Origin of the sequence: Paraburkholderia sediminicola (genome assembly GCF_046027825.1) — a bacterium.
Lineage (GTDB): Bacteria > Pseudomonadota > Gammaproteobacteria > Burkholderiales > Burkholderiaceae > Paraburkholderia > Paraburkholderia sediminicola_D.
Window position 1 is genome coordinate 59,422 of the sequence record NZ_JAQQDU010000041.1, and the last position, 13,693, is coordinate 73,114.

The 13,693-nt window shown below is 59.8% G+C and carries 12 protein-coding genes; 8 read left to right on the forward strand and 4 right to left on the reverse strand.

Annotated elements, in window-relative coordinates; all coding sequences use genetic code 11:
- Nucleotides 1-128: 128 nt before the first annotated feature.
- From PQQ96_RS22275 to PQQ96_RS22310, 8 genes are all read left to right on the forward strand, one after another.
- Nucleotides 129-1,226, forward strand: a complete 1,098-nt coding sequence (locus PQQ96_RS22275) for an ABC transporter ATP-binding protein (protein ID WP_408296615.1) — start codon at nt 129-131, stop codon at nt 1,224-1,226.
- A 132-nt stretch (nt 1,227-1,358) separates the two neighbouring features.
- Nucleotides 1,359-2,408 carry an ABC transporter substrate-binding protein gene (locus tag PQQ96_RS22280; protein WP_408296618.1) on the forward strand — a complete coding sequence of 350 codons (1,050 nt, stop codon included), beginning with the start codon at nt 1,359-1,361 and terminating at the stop codon, nt 2,406-2,408.
- Nucleotides 2,409-2,541: 133 nt separating this feature from the next.
- The gene (locus tag PQQ96_RS22285) at nt 2,542-3,810 is read left to right on the forward strand and encodes an ABC transporter permease (RefSeq protein ID WP_408296652.1); all 1,269 of its coding nucleotides are present in this window, start codon (nt 2,542-2,544) and stop codon (nt 3,808-3,810) included.
- Between the two features lie 24 nt (nt 3,811-3,834).
- On the forward strand, nt 3,835-4,674 hold the full coding sequence (locus PQQ96_RS22290; RefSeq protein WP_408296621.1) for an ABC transporter permease: 840 nt from the start codon (nt 3,835-3,837) through the stop codon (nt 4,672-4,674).
- Nucleotides 4,675-4,858: 184 nt separating this feature from the next.
- On the forward strand, nt 4,859-5,911 hold the full coding sequence (locus tag PQQ96_RS22295; protein WP_408296623.1) for an OmpA family protein: 1,053 nt from the start codon (nt 4,859-4,861) through the stop codon (nt 5,909-5,911).
- A 163-nt stretch (nt 5,912-6,074) separates the two neighbouring features.
- Nucleotides 6,075-6,710, forward strand: a complete 636-nt coding sequence (locus PQQ96_RS22300) for a response regulator (RefSeq protein ID WP_408296655.1) — start codon at nt 6,075-6,077, stop codon at nt 6,708-6,710.
- A 272-nt stretch (nt 6,711-6,982) separates the two neighbouring features.
- The gene (locus PQQ96_RS22305; protein ID WP_408296626.1) at nt 6,983-7,336 is read left to right on the forward strand and encodes an Hpt domain-containing protein; all 354 of its coding nucleotides are present in this window, start codon (nt 6,983-6,985) and stop codon (nt 7,334-7,336) included.
- On the forward strand, nt 7,333-8,439 hold the full coding sequence (locus PQQ96_RS22310; protein ID WP_408296629.1) for a hypothetical protein: 1,107 nt from the start codon (nt 7,333-7,335) through the stop codon (nt 8,437-8,439). Before PQQ96_RS22305 ends, PQQ96_RS22310 begins: the two co-directional genes overlap by 4 nt.
- Before the next feature lie 105 nt (nt 8,440-8,544).
- On the opposite strand, the gene acnA is transcribed toward PQQ96_RS22310, so the two are convergent.
- From acnA to PQQ96_RS22330, 4 genes are all read right to left on the reverse strand, one after another.
- On the reverse strand, nt 8,545-11,262 hold the full coding sequence (gene acnA, locus PQQ96_RS22315) for an aconitate hydratase AcnA (RefSeq protein ID WP_408296632.1): 2,718 nt from the start codon (nt 11,260-11,262) through the stop codon (nt 8,545-8,547).
- Between the two features lie 40 nt (nt 11,263-11,302).
- Nucleotides 11,303-12,754, reverse strand: a complete 1,452-nt coding sequence (locus PQQ96_RS22320) for a bifunctional 2-methylcitrate dehydratase/aconitate hydratase (RefSeq protein WP_408296635.1) — start codon at nt 12,752-12,754, stop codon at nt 11,303-11,305.
- Between the two features lie 25 nt (nt 12,755-12,779).
- Complete coding sequence (locus PQQ96_RS22325) at nt 12,780-13,289, reverse strand: hypothetical protein (RefSeq protein WP_408296638.1); 510 nt, start codon at nt 13,287-13,289, stop codon at nt 12,780-12,782.
- A gap of 103 nt (nt 13,290-13,392) precedes the next feature.
- Nucleotides 13,393-13,693, reverse strand: a 301-nt coding sequence (locus tag PQQ96_RS22330) for a citrate/2-methylcitrate synthase (RefSeq protein WP_408296641.1), incomplete at its 5' end; no start/stop codon positions are given.

The following is a 13,693-nucleotide window of genomic DNA, read 5'->3' on the forward strand; positions in this document are numbered from 1 at the left end:
TGGTTCTATCCGGAATAATGAAATGGTTCCATATTGTAGAACCGTAAGGGTCTATAGTGAGCCACGAATTTGACACAATCCCGCTGTTTTGCAGGGGGAGCCGGCCGGACCGCAGAGGAGACCAGGGCATGAAAACCGATGACGTGATCGTCAGCTTTCGAGGTGTGCGCAAGACGTACGACGGCGAAACGCTGGTCGTTAAACAACTCGATCTGGATATCTATCAGGGCGAATTCCTGACGCTACTCGGACCGTCGGGATCAGGGAAAACCACGTGTCTGATGATGCTGGCGGGCTTTGAATTTCCCACTGGCGGCGAGATCTGGCTCGATGGCACGCTGCTCAATACCGTGCCGCCGCACAAGCGCAACATCGGCATGGTGTTCCAGAACTACGCGCTGTTTCCGCATTTGACGGTCGAGCAGAACGTCGCGTATCCACTTACCGTGCGCAAACTTTCCGCGGAAGAGCGCGCCCATCGCACGAATAACGCGCTGAAGATGGTGCGCATGGAGAGCTTCGCGAAGCGTTATCCGGCGCAGCTTTCCGGCGGTCAGCAGCAACGTATCGCGTTGGCGCGGGCGCTCGTGTTCGAGCCGAAGCTCGTGCTGATGGACGAGCCGCTCGGTGCGCTCGACAAGCAGTTGCGCGAACATATGCAGTACGAACTGAAATCCTTGCACGAAAAGCTCGGCGTCACGTTTGTGTACGTCACGCACGATCAGGGCGAAGCGCTGACCATGTCCGACCGCGTTGCCGTGTTCGATAAAGGCATCGTGCAGCAACTCGATACCGTGGACCGTCTGTACGAATCGCCGTGCAACGAGTTCGTCGCGAACTTCATTGGCGACAGCAACAAGCTGCGCGGCACGATCGCGAATGTCGAGGGCGAGTACTGCGAGTTTCATCTGATCGACGGCACGCGACTCAGCGGCCGCAATATTAGCGGCGCGCGGGCGGGCACGCCGGCGGTTGCGTGCATCCGGCCCGAGCGCATGAAGCTCGCCAATGGCGTGTCACGGCCCGGTGCCAATGCGCTCAGCGGTGAGGCCCGCGGGCTGATCTATTTCGGCGACCACGTGCGTATGCGTTGTGGCCTGCCGGAGCAGGACGAGTGCTTCGTCAAGGTGCCGCTCGGTACCGACGCACTCGAAACCTTCGCGCCCGGTGCGCCGGTCGCGCTGGAGTTTGCGCCTGAGCATCTGCGGGTGTTTGCAGGGGCGTAAGCGCGTCTCAAGTCGTATCAGGCGTGAGTCGTTCAACGCATGAAAGAAGCAGTTCACGTAAGCAGCACATAAAAAGTCGCACCGTACCTAGCTGAAAGTTGAAAGCACACCACCAAAGGAGAGCAACACACCATGAGCAAGATCGGGAAATCGCGCTGCGCCATCGCTGTCGGTGCTGTGGCGCTCGCGCTGGGCGCCGCGCAGGTCAATGCAGCCGAACTGACAGTCGTCAATTTCGGCGGCGCGAATGGCGACGCGCAGAAGGTCGCATTTAACCAGCCGTTCGAAACGCAAACCAGCAACAAGGTGACCGCCGTTGAATACAACGGTGAGCAGGCCAAAATCAAAGCGATGGTTGAAGCGAAGCATGTGAACTGGGACGTGGTGGAAGTCGAATCGGGCGACATCGGCCGCGGTTGTGACGAAGGGCTGTTCGAGAAACTCGACTGGTCAAAGATCGGCAAGAAATCGGATCTGATTCCGGAAGCACCGCAAACCTGTGGCGTGGGTTTCTTCGTGTGGTCGACGGCGCTGGCCTATAACGCCGACAAGCTGAAAACCGCGCCGACCGGCTGGGCCGACTTCTGGGACGTGAAGAAATTCCCGGGCAAGCGCGCGATGCGCAAGGGGGCGCGTTACAACCTCGAATTCGCACTGATGGCTGACGGCGTGCCGCCGAAGGACGTCTACAAGGTGCTCGCCACCAAGGAAGGCCAGGACCGCGCATTCAAGAAGCTCGACGAACTGAAGCCGAACATCCAGTGGTGGGAAGCGGGTGCGCAGCCGCCGCAATTCCTCGTCGCGGGTGATGTGGTGATGTCTACTGCGTACAACGGCCGTATCGATGCCGCGCAGAAGGAAGGCAAGAACCTCAAGGTCGTGTGGAACGGCAGCATTTACGACCTCGACTATTGGGCGATTCCGAAGGGCACGCCGAACAAGGCGCTGGCTGAGAAGTACATCGCGTATTCGCTTTCGTCGAAGCCGCAGCAGGACTACGCGCATAACATCGCGTACGGTCCGGTGAACGTGGCGGCTATCAAGGCGCTCGATCCCAAGACGCTGGCGAATCTGCCGAACTCGCCGGCCAATGGCAAGAACGCAGTGTTGCAGAACCTCGCGTTCTGGACTGATCATGGCGATGAGTTGGAGCAGCGTTTTGCGTCTTGGGCTTCGAAGTAAGTAGCTGGGTGTGAGATGGCGCGGCTTTTCTTGGTAGTGAAGCCGCGCCGCATCGATGCCATGAAACGTAAGCGCATGTCTTCGCGATGTGCGCGAACGATCGGATGTGAAGTGGGAGACAGGTGTGACTACGATGACGATCGCCACCGATTCGACGCCTGAGTCGAGTGTTCGGCTCAAGCGTGAGCTGAAAGCCGCGGAAGCGAAGAAGCGCGCCATGGCGCTGCTGCTGATCGCGCCGCTCGCCATTTTTCTGCTGCTGATTTTTGTCGTGCCGATTGGTGCGCTGTTGACGCGCGCCGCGCAGAATCCGGAAGTGGTCAACGCCTTGCCGCATACGCTGAATGCATTGAACGGCTGGGATCGCAAGACGCCGCCGCCTGATGCTGCTTATGCCGCATTAGCTGCGGACCTCACGGTGGTCGCCGATAGCGACGGTATGGGCGCGCTGGCACGGCGCCTGAACGTCGAAATTCCCGGCTACCGCTCTCTGGTAGCGAAATCGGCGCGAGCGATGCCGTTCGCCGACGACAACAGCAAGCCATTGAACCTCACGCCTGCCCAGGTCCATGCGAAGTTCGCCGAACTCGACGAGCGCTGGAACGACATCACCTACTGGCAGGCCATTGCAAAGAATTCAGGCGCGTATTCGCCGTTTTATCTACTGGCATCTTTAGACCACAAGCAGGACGCGTTCGGCCACATTATTCAGACCGATCCCGACCAACAGATCTATCTCCACGTGTTCAGCCGCACCTTTGTGATCGGCGCGGCCGTGACGTTGTTCGCGCTGCTGCTCGGCTATCCGCTCGCTTACTGGATCTCGACGCTCTCCGACCGTCGCGCGAATCTGGTGATGATCCTTGTGCTGATTCCGTTCTGGACGTCGATCCTTGTGCGCGTTGCCGCGTGGATCGTGATTCTGCAAAGCGAGGGCCTGGTGAACAAGGCGTTGATGGCCACCGGGTTATTGCACGATCCGCTGTCGCTGCTGTTCAACCGCACGGGCGTGTACATCTCGATGACGCACATTCTGCTGCCGTTCATGATCCTGCCGCTGTACAGCGTGATGAAGTCGATCCCGCCGACCTATCAGCGCGCCGCGATCTCGCTCGGCAGTCATCCGTTCGCGGCGTTCTGGCGTGTTTATGTGCCGCAGACTTATCCGGGTATCGGCGCGGGCGCACTGCTGGTGTTCATTCTGGCGATCGGCTACTACATCACGCCGGCGTTGCTCGGTGGCCCGAACGATCAGATGGTCAGCTACTACGTCGCGTACTTCACCAACGTCACGATCAACTGGGGCATGGCGTGTGCGCTCGGCGGCTTGCTGCTCGCCGCGACGCTCGTGCTGTATGTCATCTACGGGCGCTTCACGCGTTCGTCCCTGAGCCTCGGCTGATTGGCTGAACGGAGCTTACTCGCGATGAAACTTGCCAAGCCTTTGTTTGCGCCGCATACGTCCGTGATTGAACGCGTGTGGTATTTCGCGTTGCGCGCGCTTGCCGTGCTCACGCTGCTGTATCTGATTCTGCCGGTGCTGGCGATTGTGCCGCTGTCGTTCTCATCCAGCACGTTCCTCGTATATCCGATTCCGGGTTGGTCACTGCGCTGGTATCAGAACCTGATCGCGTCCGATGAATGGCGCATGGCGGCGAAGAACAGCTTTATCGTGGCGCCGTCGGCGACAGTGGTCGCGACGGTGCTCGGCACCTTGGCCGCGATCGGGTTGACCAAAGCGAACTTCCGCGGCAAGGGTCTGCTGATGGCGATCCTGATTTCACCGATGATCGTGCCGGTCGTCGTGGTCGGCGTCGGTATGTATCTGTTCTTTGCGCCGTTGGGGCTGGCGAATACGTATATCGGGCTGATTCTCGCGCATGCGTCGCTGGGCGTACCGTTTGTCGTGACGACGGTGGCGGCGACCTTGCAAGGCTTCAACTACAACCTTGTGCGGGCCAGCCTTTCGCTCGGCGCGAATCCGGTCGAGACGTTTTTCCGCATCACCTTGCCCGTGATTGCGCCGGGTGTGATTTCGGGCGCGCTGTTCGCGTTCGCGACGTCGTTCGATGAAGTGGTGGTCACGCTGTTTCTTGCGGGCGCAGATCAGACGACGCTGCCCCGGCAGATGTTCACCGGCATCCGCGAAAATATCAGCCCGACGATCGCGGCATTGGCGACGATTCTGATCGTGTTCTCAACGTGCCTGTTGCTGGCACTCGAATGGCTGCGTGGGCGGAATGCGGCACGGGCGATAGCGGCGTAACGCAGGTTCGACGGCGCGACCACCGCGTCGAGTAGTTTCTCAAAGTGACCGTTGGTTTATGCGATTCGATTGGCAATGGTTAAGACTTCTTAGGCAGATCTAAGAGTTTTCCCATTCCATGCTCGGACGTGTCTATCCATACTCAACATATTCTTAATGTTGAGGCCTTCGACGAAGGGGCACTATGAAATTTCGATTGACGGTACTGGCGTTCGCGCTGGTTTTGGCAGGTTGTGCGGGGCAAGCTGAGCGCGACCGGCTGGGCATTGAAGATCCAACGGTACTAAAAACCGGGCTGGGTGCGGTGCAGGATACGGCCGCTGGCGCGCCGACCTCTCAATGGGTCAGCACCTATGCACCGATCGCCAGCGCAGGTGATGCGCTCACCGCACTACAACAGCGGCTCAACACATTGCCAGGGGACAGGGATAGCTATTTCCACGCCAAGGCGCAATGCTGGATCAACGCCGCGCAGCAGGCACGGCAGGCGCACGACAAGTGGGGATTTGTCGAAGAGGCCATCGGCCAGGCCGCGCTGATTACCACCAGTCTTGAAAACGGCACGCCGCTGTCCGCGGCCAATCCGGAGTTGCGCACGGTATCGACGGTGCGCCCTGACTTGTGGAATATCGTCAACGTGATCAAGAGCGATCCCGCCACGGCAAGGTGCCCGCAGGCGCTGCAGCCGCTCGCCTGTGCCGAGGTCGAATTGATTCATGCCGGACATTACGCGTGGACGCGCAATTTCTCCGCGGCGGAGAAGCTGCTGCCGGAAATTCACAGCAACCTCCAGAAGTCGGCTGAAACGGCCATGCAATGTGCACAGCAGCAACCCGCGCAGCAGCAAACCGCTTCGGCCGTTCCGCCACAAGTTACGCTCAGAGCCGACTCGGCGTTTCGCTTCAATGGCGGCGACGAGGCGGCATTGCTGCCGCGCGGCAAGGCGCAACTCGACGCGGTGGTGGACGGCTTGCAACAGGCGCCCGCCATTCGCAGACTGAACATCAACGGCTATACGGACAGTCTGGGCAGCGACGCGTACAACAGCGCGCTCTCGCTGCAGCGCGCGCAAACAGTACGTGACTACCTGCGCAAGCACGGCGTGACGATGCCGATCTCCGTGCAAGGGCGCGGAAAGACAAATCCGCTGGTGACCTGCACACAGACGAAACGCGATGAGCTCGTGCAATGTCTGGCGCCGAATCGCCGCGTCGAAATCGATTTTGCGCGTGATTGAGGTAACGCACGTCGGCTACATCTGGCGGATCGCATCGCCGTCAGCGTGATGTTCAATGCAATATACACCGCCTGATTGGCGGCCTGAAAACGCAACGCCTGTCTACGACAACTCGCGCACGTGGGTGTTTCAAGGATCAGGATATGTTTAGGAAAACTACAAAATTACTACAGTATTGATCGTGGATGATCATCCAGCATTTCGACTGGTGGTCAAGACTCAGATTTCGCAGTTGTCGGGTGTCAGCGATGTCATCGAGGCCGATAACGGCCAGGCCGCTGTTGAACTCGCCCGGCAACACCTGCCGGATCTCGTCATTCTCGATCTCGATATTCCACGCATCAATGGACTCGATGTCGTCCCGCGTCTGAAACTGGCCCACCCGGGAATCCGCGTACTGGTTCTATCGGGGCATGATCCGGCGGCTTTCTCGCCGCGCGTCATGCGCTCGGGCGCCCAGGGTTTCGTCGGTAAATCGCAGGAACTGAAGGAGATCGTGCGCGGGATCGAGGCCGTGCTGGCCGGTTACACCGTGTTCCCCATGACGTCCGGCGGGGCCGGTATGGGCGTGCCGTTAGAGACAGGGGATGAAGAGGGGAAACTCAAGCTCCTGTCCGATAAGGAGATTGTGATCCTGCAAATGCTCTCGAAGGGTATGTCTAACAAAGCCATTGGCGACGCACTGTTCATCAGTGACAAGACGGTGAGCACGTACAAGAGCCGGATCCAGGAAAAGCTTGGGTTGTCGTCGTTGGCCGCTCTGATCGAGTTTGCCTCGTTGCATAGACTGAATGACTGAGCTTTGCGCGCTATGAATAAGGTGGGTTTGGTTGATTTATCAGCGCAGGGTTGCGGTCGCGTGCCGCGTATAGCTTGCGCCGCATGGCTTGCTTCGATTCGATCCAACGCGGCGTCGTTGGGCGATGGTGCATCGCTCGTCGACAATTCGCGCCCAATCGCAGCGGTGATCGCGCACAACACCCCCGGGGCAACCTATGCAGCAGGCCCACAACCTGAAAGACGCGGAGGAACAGTGGGTCCGCCGCAGCCACACAACCAGAGGAAATCTTCGTGAGTAGCTCGACTGAACCCTTCGACCGCAGTTATCTCGACGCATTGTCGCGAGAGGGTATCGATCTTCCTACGTTCCTGCGCGGTTGGCACTCTTCGATGGACGAAGATCTGGCGCGGCTGCACGGCTTGCGTGAACAATCCGACATCGAAGGATTGCGCGCATCACTGCACAGATTGAGTGGGACGGTCGGTCTTGTTGGCGCGCGCAGTTTGATGGAGGCACTGCAGACTCTGAACGCCACTTTACCGCAATGCGAAGCAGGCGCAATCGAGGCGCTTGCAAAGCGTGCGAGGAACCTGATGATGCAACTCGACGAAGCGATCGGTCCACACCGGAGCGCAGCACGATGAACCGACCGTTGGCCTTGATCGAAGGCGATCTTGCCATCCCGAAGCCGCTGCCATTCGACAGATTGCCCCCGCCTTTTGGTTTGGGACGGCGGGCGGCACATTCGCCCTATGCGCTGAAGCAGGGCGCCGCGCGGCTGGCGCGAACCAATCGGTTTCCTCCGGACACGAAGCACATCCTGTTCTACAAGGTGCCGCCGAAACCTGTGGATTCCCATCGTTTCGATACTGCGATGGCGGAAGCGAAGCGCTATCTTGATCGTAACAACGCACCCCCGCGGTCATCGCGTTCGGATCACATACTCGGTGCGGCGATTTTCGCAGGTTGCAGCCTCGCGTTGGCGTGGCTGCTCGTGACGTGCACGATGCGAGACGTCGACAAAGCCAAGGAGCTGCCGGCGAAGCTTCCGGCGGCGCCTGCGCGCGGCAGCGCGCTCGCGGATCATCCGCAACGGCCGGCCCAGTTGGCCGTTGAAGACAAGCAACTGGTTCCGCCGAGTGTGGCTTCGGTGGCAAGCGCGGCGCAGAAGACAGCGATAGCAAGCTCTACTGCGGCAGCAACGGTGCCTACTGCAAGCTCGGCGACACGCTACGCCGCTGCAACGGTCGCACCAGCGAGTGTGGCGGCAAGCAATGTAGCGCCTACACCGGCGTCAGGGAGCCGCGCCAAGACTGATGACCGCACTCCGGCGGTGCCTCGAAATCAGCGGACCCAACGTTCGCGGGAAATCATGGCGCGGTCGAGCGCGTCAGCCTCGACCCGCGAACCAACGAAGAATTACTCCGAGAGGGTGGGACACAAAGTTGCAGTCGCTCGCATGACTACGGCGCATGTCGATGATCGGCTTGCGTTGAGCCGCACTGTTGGTCCGGCCACGCGGCCCGCTGTCTCTAAGCAGGCTGAATGGGCAGCACCTCAGTCGGCTGGAGATAGCACAGTCGGAGATGCAGCATGGTCCAACTGGGCCGCCCAGCAGCCGCGTACGCACGTCACAACGCGTGCATCAACGGCGGTGGGCACCGACTGGAACGCTCACATGACCCAGCGCCGGGTCACCGACAATCCCGACGCTTTCCGTGCGGGCGCAGGCACACCGCAGAAATAAAAAAAAGCCCGGCCAAAGCCGGGCTCTCAAATCGGCTGCGTCCTCCACAGGACGCAGCACCTGCAAAACAGCTAAGCCGTTTGCTCAACCGCTAGATTAGTAACCTCAAGCAGCCAGCAGCGAACGCAGCACGAACGGCAGAATCCCGCCGTGCTTGTAGTAGTCGACTTCGATCGGCGTATCGATACGCAGCAGCACCTGCACGCGCTTCTCTTTACCGTCCTTACCGCGAATCACCAGCGTCACTTCCTGCTGCGGCTTGAAGTCTGAACCCAGGCCTTCCACGTCGAACGTTTCTTCGCCGGTAATACCGAGCGATTGCACGCTATCCGAGCCCTTGAACTGCAGCGGCAGAACGCCCATGCCGACCAGGTTCGAACGGTGAATCCGCTCGAAGCTGCGTGCGACCACAGCCTTCACACCCAGCAGTTGCGTACCCTTAGCTGCCCAGTCACGCGACGAACCCGTGCCGTATTCTTCGCCCGCGAACACAACCGTCGGCGTGCCTGCGTCGATGTACTTCATCGCTGCGTCATAGATCGACTCTTGTTCGCCGCTCGGCTGATGAATCGTCAGGCCGCCTTCCACACGCGTACCGTCTGCCTTCGCCGGGATCATCAGGTTCTTGATCCGGACGTTCGCGAACGTGCCGCGCATCATCACGTCGTGGTTGCCGCGGCGCGAGCCGTAGCTGTTGAAGTCGGCCTTCTGCACGCCGTTTGCCTTCAGCCACTTGCCTGCCGGCGAGTCTTCCTTGATCGAGCCAGCCGGGCTGATGTGGTCGGTCGTGACCGAGTCACCGAAGATGCCCAGTGCGCGCGCGTTCGTCACAGCAGCGATGCTGTCGGCCGGCGTCATCGAGAAGTCCTTGCCGAAGAACGGCGGCTCAGCGATGTAGGTCGACTTCGGCCAGTCGTAGACTTGACCTTCTTCGCCTTCGATCTTGCTCCACAGGTCGCCTTTCTTGGTCAGGTGCGCGTAGTTCTTGCGGAACGCATCTGCGTCCAGTGCGAACTTGAGCAGCGCGTCGACTTCTTCGCTGGTCGGCCAAATGTCGCCCAGATAGATGTCCTTGCCGCCCTTGCCCTTGCCGACCGGTTCGGTCATCAGGTCGCGCGTGATGTTGCCGGCGATCGCGTAAGCGACAACCAGCGGCGGCGAGGCCAGGAAGTTCGCGCGGATGTTCGGGTGAATACGCGCTTCGAAGTTACGGTTGCCCGACAGAACCGCTGCCGCGACGATGTCGTTCTTCGTAATCGCTTCGTTCAGTTCCGGCGTCAGGTCGCCCGCGTTACCGATACAGGTCGTGCAACCGTAAGCGGCCAGCGTGAAACCGAGCTTGTCGAGGTACTTCATCAAGTCGGTCTTCGTCAGGTATTCCGTGACGATGCGCGATCCCGGAGCCAGCGAGGTCTTGATGTGCGGAGCGACCGTCAGGCCGGCTTCCACCGCCTTCTTCGCCAGCAGGCCAGCCGCCAGCAGCACGCTCGGGTTCGACGTGTTCGTGCACGACGTGATGGCAGCGATCAGGATGTCGCCGTTCTTCACGTCGACGCCGTTGCTCGTCGTGTATTGCGCGTCGAGGTCTTCCGACTTCTTCGCAAAGCCGTTTTCTGCCACCGGCTTCGAGAACAGATCGCTGAAGGTCGACTTCACATGACCGATTTCGATACGGTCTTGCGGGCGCTTCGGACCTGCCAGCGACGGCGTCACCGTGCCAAGATCCAGCGTGACGACCTTGGTGTAGTCGATCTGGCCGGCCTTCGGAATACCGAACAGACCCTGCGCCTTGAAGTAGTTTTCGAAAGCGGAGATTTCTGCGTCGGTGCGGCCCGTGCCCTTGAAGTAGTCGATGGTTTTTTCGTCGACCGGGAAGAAGCCCATGGTTGCGCCGTATTCCGGTGCCATGTTGCCGATCGTTGCACGGTCCGGCAGCGACAGCGACTTCGTGCCTTCGCCGAAGAACTCGACGAACTTGCCGACAACCTTTTCCTTACGCAGCAGTTCGGTCACGGTCAGGACCAGGTCGGTCGCCGTCAGGCCTTCGCGCAGCTTGCCCTTCAGTTCGACGCCCACCACGTCCGGCGTCAGGAAGTACACCGGCTGGCCAAGCATGCCGGCTTCCGCTTCAATACCGCCCACGCCCCAGCCCACCACGCCGATACCGTTGATCATCGTCGTGTGGCTGTCGGTGCCGACCAGCGAATCCGGGTAGTACACGGTGTCCGCGCCTTCAGCCTTCTTGTGCACGCCGCGTGCGAGGTATTCCAGGTTCACCTGGTGAACGATACCCACGCCCGGCGGCACGACCTTGAACGTGTCGAATGCCTGCATGCCCCACTTCATGAACTGGTAGCGCTCGTTGTTGCGCTGGAATTCCAGTTTCATGTTCAGATCGAGCGCGTTCTTTTCGCGGAAGTGATCGATCTGCACCGAGTGATCGACAACCAGATCGACCGGGACCAGCGGTTCGATCGACTTCGGATCCTTGCCCATTTGTTTCGCGACACCGCGCATGGCAGCGATGTCGGCGAGCAGCGGCACGCCGGTAAAGTCTTGCAGCACGACGCGCGACACGACGAACGGGATTTCGTCGACGCGCGCTGCGGTCGGCTTCCAGTTCGCGAGTTGCGTGATGTGTTCTTCGGCGATCTTCTTGCCGTCGTAGTTACGCAGCACCGATTCCAGCACGATACGGATCGAAACCGGCAGGCGGTCGATCTTGATGTTCAGTGCCTTGCCGAGTTGCGGCAGGGAGTAGAACTTGCCTTTGCCGGAACCGCTGTCGAATTCCTTGAGCGTTTTGTGGAGGTTGTGGGCCATGGTGTTTTCCTTGGTTTGATCGCGGAACTACTGTACTTAACTAGATGACGTACAAATCGACGTACTCATTGACCGGCATGGCTTCGAGCCTTGCCTGATCCAGCGACACGTCGAGAATCGCCAGTTGTTGCTTGACCGGAAAGCGGCGCGCGAGGTTGGTCTTGAACTTCTCGACCAGCAACGGAATCCCGTCTTCGCGACGACGTTTATGACCGATCGGGTATTCGACTACAACTTCGTCGAACGTCGACCCATCGTTGAATTCGACCGTCAGTGCATTGGCGATCGAACGCTTCTCCGGATCGTGGTAATCCTTCGTGAACTGCGCGTCTTCGACACATTCCATCCTGGCGCGCAGCACATCGATACGCGCGTCCTGCGCGATCGAATCTTCATAGTCCGCAGCCGTCAGGCGGCCATGGATCAGCGGCACGGCGATCATGTACTGAATGCAATGATCACGGTCGGCCGGATTGTTCAGGGGGCCTTTCTTGTCGATGATGCGGATCGCGGCTTCGTGGGTGCGGATCGTGATCTTCTTGATGTCTTCCACGCGCTTGCCTGCTGCGTTGAGTTGCGCATGCAGCGTCATGGCCGCTTCCACCGCCGTCTGCGCGTGGAATTCTGCCGGAAACGAAATTTTGAAGAGTACGTTTTCCATCACGTACGAGCCGTACGGGCGCTGAAACTTGAACGCGTTGCCCTTGAAGAGGACGTCGTAAAAGCCCCACGTCTTCGCCGTCAGCACCGACGGATAGCCCATCTCGCCGGTCTTTGCGATCAGCGCGAGCCGCACGGCACGCGACGTCGCATCGCCCGCGGCCCACGACTTGCGCGAGCCGGTATTCGGCGCATGGCGGTAGGTGCGCAGCGCATGTCCATCGACAAACGCCTGCGATACCGCGTTGATCAACTCGTCGCGCGTCAAACCGATCAGCTGGCCGACCACCGCGGTCGAAGCCAGCTTCACGAGCAATACATGATCGAGCCCGACCTTGTTGAACGAGTTCTCGAGCGCGATACAGCCTTGAATTTCGTGCGCCTTGATCATGCCGATCAACACGTCTTTCATCGTCAGCGGCTGTTTGCCCGCTGCGATGGCACTGCGCGAGAGCCAGTCGGCGGTCGCCAGAATGCCGCCGAGGTTGTCCGACGGGTGGCCCCATTCGGCAGCCAGCCAGGTGTCGTTGAAGTCCAGCCAGCGGATCATGGCGCCGATGTTGAAGGCGGCCTGAACCGGGTCCAGCTGGAACGACGTGCCCGGCACCTTGGCGCCATTGGGGACGATCGTGCCGGGCACGATCGGTCCCATCAGCTTGGTGCAGGCCGGGTAGGTGAGCGCCTCGAGTCCGCAACCGAGCGTATCGATCAGGCAGTTACGCGCGGTGTCCAGCGCGAGCGTGCTGTCGACCGGAAAATCCAGAACGTAGTCGACGATATCGACCAGGACTGGGTCCGGGTCGGGTCGCACGTTGGAAATCGGAGCGGACATCGGGGAGCTTTCCTGATGTAACTGATTAGTTGGTTTTGTTGATCGCGTTCGATTGCGTCGGAGCCGGCGCACCTTGCACCATTTCTGCCGTCTTGCACTCGTCGGCCAGACGCGAGCTGTCCTTATCCGAGAACAGCATTGCCTTCGTCGGGATCACGACCAGGTCCATACCCGATGCGGCGTCGTGGAAACGGTCTGCGCCCGTGGTGGTTGCTTCGCGCGGCAGATTGTAGTTTTTGTTCGCCCAGTGAACCGTGACGATCTGGTCACGCTTCATGTCGCCCTTCAGGTCGAATGCCAGACCTTCGTTGCACGACCACTTGACCGAGCCGTCCGGCACCGGATCAACCTTCGCTTCCTTAGCCGGGTTCGGCTTGCGCTTGATCAGGCGTTTCGGCTGCGGCTTCTTCGGCACAGCCTTGACGGCCGGCTTCGTGGTCGTGGTGGTCGCCGTTTGCGCGGCGGCGTCAGTCGCGACGGTCAGCATCGTCGTGGACAGGGCGCCAATCACGGCGGCGATCATCAGCTTTTTCATGGAGAAAACCTTTCTATCTAGTTTCAGTTGAACAGTGCGCGGTTGGCCATCTGGAGAACCGCGAGGGTTGAACTGCACGCGCCTCGAAAGCGCACAGCGACCGCTATTTTCTCCTATTTAGCGGCACGTACTTCAAATTCTCAGGACCGGTGTAATTTGCGCTCGGCCGGATGATCTTGTTGTCGATCCGTTGCTCGATGATGTGCGCGCTCCAGCCTGCCGTACGGGCGATCACGAACAGCGGGGTGAACATCGCCGTCGGCACGCCCATCATGTGATACGAGACCGCGCTGAACCAGTCGAGATTTGGAAACATCTTTTTCACATCTGCCATCACTGTTTCAAGTCGCTCGGCGATATTGAACAGTTTCAGGTTGCCTGCTGCCTTCGAAAGCTTCTTCGCG

What these genes read in the sequence shown, in the direction of transcription:
- PQQ96_RS22310 (WP_408296629.1), top strand. Translation starts at nt 7,333, where the DNA reads ATGAACCGACCGTTGGCCTTGATCGAAGGCGATCTTGCCATCCCGAAG.
- PQQ96_RS22280 (WP_408296618.1), top strand. Translation starts at nt 1,359, where the DNA reads ATGAGCAAGATCGGGAAATCGCGCTGCGCCATCGCTGTCGGTGCTGTG.
- PQQ96_RS22325 (WP_408296638.1), bottom strand. Translation starts at nt 13,289, where the DNA reads ATGAAAAAGCTGATGATCGCCGCCGTGATTGGCGCCCTGTCCACGACG.
- PQQ96_RS22295 (WP_408296623.1), top strand. Translation starts at nt 4,859, where the DNA reads ATGAAATTTCGATTGACGGTACTGGCGTTCGCGCTGGTTTTGGCAGGT.
- PQQ96_RS22290 (WP_408296621.1), top strand. Translation starts at nt 3,835, where the DNA reads ATGAAACTTGCCAAGCCTTTGTTTGCGCCGCATACGTCCGTGATTGAA.
- PQQ96_RS22320 (WP_408296635.1), bottom strand. Translation starts at nt 12,754, where the DNA reads ATGTCCGCTCCGATTTCCAACGTGCGACCCGACCCGGACCCAGTCCTG.
- PQQ96_RS22275 (WP_408296615.1), top strand. Translation starts at nt 129, where the DNA reads ATGAAAACCGATGACGTGATCGTCAGCTTTCGAGGTGTGCGCAAGACG.
- acnA (WP_408296632.1), bottom strand. Translation starts at nt 11,262, where the DNA reads ATGGCCCACAACCTCCACAAAACGCTCAAGGAATTCGACAGCGGTTCC.
- PQQ96_RS22285 (WP_408296652.1), top strand. Translation starts at nt 2,542, where the DNA reads ATGACGATCGCCACCGATTCGACGCCTGAGTCGAGTGTTCGGCTCAAG.